The sequence below is a fragment of the Streptomyces bambusae genome, from assembly GCF_019400985.1.
Lineage (GTDB): Bacteria > Actinomycetota > Actinomycetes > Streptomycetales > Streptomycetaceae > Streptomyces > Streptomyces bambusae_A.
Map to the genome: position 1 here is coordinate 1 of NZ_WTFF01000469.1, position 4,338 is coordinate 4,338.

Consider the following 4,338-nt stretch of genomic DNA (forward strand, 5'->3'; position numbering starts at 1 on the left):
GGCCCGGGACGCCGAGGCGTACCGCGGCTGGCTGGACGCCCTGGCCGCCGCGATCGGCGGGGCGCGGGCGCTGGTCGTCCTGGAGCCGGGCGCCGTCCCGGAGGCGGCCGAAGGCTGCGTGGCGGCCGGCCCCCGCGAGGAGCGCTACCGGCTGCTCGCCGAGGCGGTGGACCGGCTCAAGCGCAACCCGGACACCAAGGTCTATCTGGACGCGGGGTACCCCGCCTGGATCGAGGACCCGGCGGATCTGGCCGGGCCGCTGCGCCGCGCGGGCCTGGCCCGCGCCGACGGTTTCGCGCTGAACGTCTCCGGCTTCGAGTCGGATGCGGCTGTACGCGCGTACGGGGCGCGGCTGTCGGAGGAGACCGGCGGCAAGCACTTCGTCGTGGACACCGGCCGCAACGGCGACGGACCGCCGCCGGGCGGGCGGGGCGGGGGAGCCTGGTGCAACCCGCCGGGCCGGTCCCTGGGTACGCCGCCCACCGACCGGACGGGCGACCCGCTGGCCGACGCGTACCTGTGGGTCGGACGCCCCGGCGAGTCGGACGGCACCTGCCACGGCGGGCCGGCCGCGGGCACCTGGTGGCCGGAGTACGCCCTGGGGCTGTCCCGCCGCGCACACGGCTGAACGCGCCTGGCATGCCGGGCCCGCTGCGCGGAGCCTCTCCCCTACCCGCCCCTTCCCGCTGTACCGGATATGCGGCTCCGCCGCGTGGGGGGCTCCGCCCCCGAACCCCCGCGCCTCAAACGCCGGCGGGGCTGGAAATGGCCAGGGCCTCTCAGAGGCCAGCGACGATTACGCCGCGGCCTCCTCCCGGCGGGCCCTCGCCGCGATGACGCTGTCGGCCTCGTCGCGCTTGAGGAGCTTGTCGCCGTAGAGCCCGCCGAACGGGACGACGGCCAGCAGCAGGAAGAGGGCGACCTTCTTCAGCGGCCACTTCGCCTTGTTCCACACGTCCAGCAGGAAGAGGACGTAGAGGACGAACAGGACGCCGTGCAGCGCGCCCAGCGGCATCACCAGGTTGATGTCGGAGATCCGGCTCAGCAGGGAACCGAAGATCAGCAGGGCCGGGAACGACAGCGCCTCCGGAACGGAGACGAGGCGCAGCCGGTGCAGGGCGGAGGCGGTCTTGATGTCCACGGGGAACCTTCGGGGGTGGCGGCTGGAGGTCCGTACCAGTGTCGCAGCCTGGTTTGCACGATCTTGACCCGGGGCGTCCGCGGCGCGCAGCGGGCCGCCGCCCGCCCGCGGGATCGGAAACGTCGGCCGTGGGGCCCTGTTCGCACCCGGCCGCTGCCGATAACGTCATCCCGTGGCTCAGTTCCGACTCCAAGGCAGCAAAGTGCTAGCCGTAGACATGTCCGGCGACACCGTCAAGGCCAAGAACGGCTCGATGGTGGCGTACGACGGACAGATGTCGTTCAAGAAGATGACCGGCGGCGGTGAAGGCCTGCGTGGCATGGTCACCCGTCGCCTGACCGGCGAACAGATGACCGTGATGGAGGTGCAGGGACACGGCACCTGCTACTTCGCCGACCGCGCGAGCGAGATCAATCTCGTCGTTCTACGCGGGGAGAAGCTGTACGTCGAGTCCAGCAACCTGCTGTGCACGGACGGCGGTCTGCGCACCGGCACGACCTTCACCGGCCTGCGCGGCGGTGCGACGGGCAACGGCCTGTTCACCACGACCGTGGAGGGCACCGGCCAGGCGGCGATCATGTCCGACGGCCCCGCGGTGGTGATGCGGGTCACCTCGCAGTACCCGCTCTCGGTGGACCCGGGCGCGTACATCGCGCACACGGGCAACCTCCAGCAGCACTTCCAGTCCGGGGTGAACTTCCGGACCTTCATCGGCGAGGGTTCGGGCGAGGCCTTCCAGATCCGCTTCGAGGGCGAGGGACTGGTGTACGTGCAGCCCAGCGAGCGCAACACCATCGGGGGCGACATCTGATGCCGTTCCGCGAGATCAACTCCAAAATGATCGAGGCCCAGGTGGTACCCGGGCAGCGGCTGTACAGCCAGCGGGGCGCGATGCTCGCCTACCGCGGCGACGTGTCCTTCACCCCGAACATCACCGGCGGCCAGGGCGGCGTACTGGGCATGATCGGGCGCCGGGTGGCGAACGAGCAGACGCCGCTTATGACGGTCGAGGGCAACGGCACCGTGATGTTCGGCAACGGCGGCCACCACATCCAGGTGATCAACCTCCAGGGCGACACGCTCTACGTCGAGGCCGACCGCCTGCTCGCCTTCGACGGCACGCTCCAGCAGGGCACGATGTTCATGGGCTCGCAGGGCGGGGTCATGGGCATGGTGCGCGGCCAGGTGACCGGCCAGGGCCTGTTCACCACCACCCTCAAGGGCCACGGCGCGGTCGCCGTCATGGCGCACGGCGGGGTGATCGAGCTCCCGATCACGCCGAACCGGCCCGTCCACGTGGACCCCCAGGCATATGTCGCCCATCACGGTGACGTGCGCAACAAGCTTTCCACCGCGCTGGGCTGGCGCGACATGGTGGGGCGCGGCTCGGGCGAGGCGTTCCAGCTGGAGCTGTCGGGCCAGGGCGCCGTGTACGTACAGGCCTCTGAGGAGAAGCTGTGACCTTTGGACCCGTCCCCGGCGGCGCGGGCGCGCCCACTGTCTTCGACCCGTACACGCTGCCGTCCGACGACAACGTCAACGCGTACACCTTCTGCGTGGAGCTCAAGGGGAGCCAGTGGTTCCTGCAGAAGGGCAAGATGATCGCCTACTACGGACAGATCGAGTTCAACGGCATCGGCCACGGTCGGTTCGAGCGGCTGCTGCGGACGAGCTTCCACTCGCCGCTGCACGCGAGCGACTGGGTGGTCGCGGAAGGGCAGGGAAAGATGCTCCTCGCCGACCGCGCCTTCGACGTGAACTCGTACGACCTGGACAACGGGAACCTGACGATCCGGTCGGGCAACCTGCTGGCCTACCAGCCGTCGCTGGCCCTGAAGCAGTCGATCGTGCCGGGCTTCCTGACCTTGATCGGAACCGGGAAGTTCGTGGCGGCGTCCAACGGTCCGGTGGTCTTCATGGAGCCGCCGCTGCGGGTGGACCCGCAGGCCCTGGTGGGCTGGGCCGACTGTCCGTCCCCCTGTCACCACTACGACCACGGGTACATGACCGGCGTGATGGGCGGCCTGCGGGCGCTCACCGGGATCGGCGGCACCTCGGGTGAGGAGCACCAGTTCGAGTTCGTCGGAGCGGGCACGGTCCTGCTCCAGTCCACGGAGGTGCTGATGGCCGAGCAGTCGGTCGGGGCGATCGGCGCGGAGCCGGGTGTCCCGGGGGCCGGCCACGGCGGTCACGGCGGCCACGGCTCGGGCGGCCCGCTGGGCGGCCAGAACATTCCGCGGATGCCGGGACAGCTGGGTGATCTCCAGCGGCGCCTGGGCCTGTAATGATTGTACGACATTCAACTTTTTAGGTAGAGTTCATTCATGGAGACCATGGAGACCGAGACGGCCACCCGCTGGCTGACCGACGACGAGCAGTGCGCCTGGCGCACCCACCTCGACGTCAGCAGACTCCTGATGCACCAACTGGAAAAGGATCTCCAGCCCTTCGGACTCACCAACAACGACTACGAGATCCTCGTGAACCTCTCGGAGTCGGAGGACCACCGGATGCGGATGAGCGACCTCGCGACCGCGACGCTGCAGTCCAAGAGCCGGCTGTCCCACCAGATCACCCGGATGGAGACGGCCGGCCTGGTGACCCGCGTGAACTGCGAGTCCGACCGCCGGGGGCTGTACGCGGTACTGACCGACGAGGGCATGGAGACCATGCGCAAGGTGGCCCCGTACCACGTCGCGTCCGTCCGCCGGCACTTCATCGACCTGCTGGCGCCGGAGGCCCTGGAGGCGCTGCACACCTCGCTGAAGCCGGTCGCCGAGCACCTGCGCACCCAGCGGGGCAAGGCGTAGCGATCTAGACTGGCGATGCCCGTTATGCCCCCGTACGAGGGAGATCGCGCCATGTCGAAGCGAGGGAACAAGCGCCGAGCCCGCAAGAAGAAGGGCGCGAACCACGGCAAGCGCCCCAACGCCTAGGTCTGTGCGGGGGCTCCGCCCCCGGACCCTCCCCCAGACTTCGTCCGGGGGTGCCCCCAGCGCCTCAAACGCCGGCGGGGCTGGGAAGTGCCCCCGCGCGGCCTTTTCCCCCCCCCCCGCGGTTTTGCGGGCCCCCCCCCCCCCGGGCCCCCCCCCTCCCCCGGGGCCGCAGCAACGCCCCCTCCGCCGCCGGGGCCCACCCCCCCCCCCCCCCCCCCGGCGCCCACACCCCCCCGGGCGCGGCGCCCCGGGGGCGGGCCC

At 70.8% G+C, this 4,338-nt stretch carries 7 protein-coding genes; 6 read left to right on the forward strand and 1 reads right to left on the reverse strand.

Annotated elements, in window-relative coordinates; all coding sequences use genetic code 11:
- Positions 1 to 628, forward strand: a 628-nt coding sequence (locus GPJ59_RS34110; RefSeq protein ID WP_219671846.1) for a glycoside hydrolase family 6 protein, incomplete at its 5' end; no start/stop codon positions are given.
- 168 nt (positions 629 to 796) lie between these two features.
- On the opposite strand, the gene GPJ59_RS34115 is transcribed toward GPJ59_RS34110, so the two are convergent.
- The gene (locus GPJ59_RS34115; protein ID WP_219671848.1) at positions 797 to 1,141 is read right to left on the reverse strand and encodes a DUF3817 domain-containing protein; all 345 of its coding nucleotides are present in this window, start codon (positions 1,139 to 1,141) and stop codon (positions 797 to 799) included.
- A 172-nt stretch (positions 1,142 to 1,313) separates the two neighbouring features.
- Between GPJ59_RS34115 and GPJ59_RS34120 the strand changes: the two genes are divergently transcribed.
- From GPJ59_RS34120 to GPJ59_RS38990, 5 genes are read left to right on the forward strand one after another with little or no spacing between them, the layout of a single operon-like run.
- Positions 1,314 to 1,952 (forward strand): AIM24 family protein, encoded by a 639-nt coding sequence (locus GPJ59_RS34120; RefSeq protein ID WP_219671850.1) that lies wholly within the window; start codon positions 1,314 to 1,316, stop codon positions 1,950 to 1,952.
- Positions 1,952 to 2,602, forward strand: coding sequence for an AIM24 family protein (locus GPJ59_RS34125; RefSeq protein ID WP_219671851.1), 651 nt, complete (start codon positions 1,952 to 1,954; stop codon positions 2,600 to 2,602). Before GPJ59_RS34120 ends, GPJ59_RS34125 begins: the two co-directional genes overlap by 1 nt.
- Positions 2,599 to 3,426, forward strand: coding sequence for an AIM24 family protein (locus GPJ59_RS34130; RefSeq protein WP_219671854.1), 828 nt, complete (start codon positions 2,599 to 2,601; stop codon positions 3,424 to 3,426). The genes GPJ59_RS34125 and GPJ59_RS34130 overlap by 4 nt, the downstream gene beginning before the upstream one ends.
- 48 nt (positions 3,427 to 3,474) lie before the next feature.
- Complete coding sequence (locus GPJ59_RS34135; RefSeq protein ID WP_219671856.1) at positions 3,475 to 3,951, forward strand: MarR family winged helix-turn-helix transcriptional regulator; 477 nt, start codon at positions 3,475 to 3,477, stop codon at positions 3,949 to 3,951.
- A 51-nt stretch (positions 3,952 to 4,002) separates the two neighbouring features.
- A complete protein-coding gene (locus GPJ59_RS38990; protein WP_373297613.1) occupies positions 4,003 to 4,077 on the forward strand; it encodes a 50S ribosomal protein bL37 in 75 nt (24 codons plus the stop codon).
- Positions 4,078 to 4,338: the final 261 nt, after the last annotated feature.

Coding starts and splice junctions, on each gene's coding strand:
- GPJ59_RS34125 (WP_219671851.1), top strand. CDS start 1,952: ATGCCGTTCCGCGAGATCAACTCCAAAATGATCGAGGCCCAGGTGGTA.
- GPJ59_RS34135 (WP_219671856.1), top strand. CDS start 3,475: ATGGAGACCGAGACGGCCACCCGCTGGCTGACCGACGACGAGCAGTGC.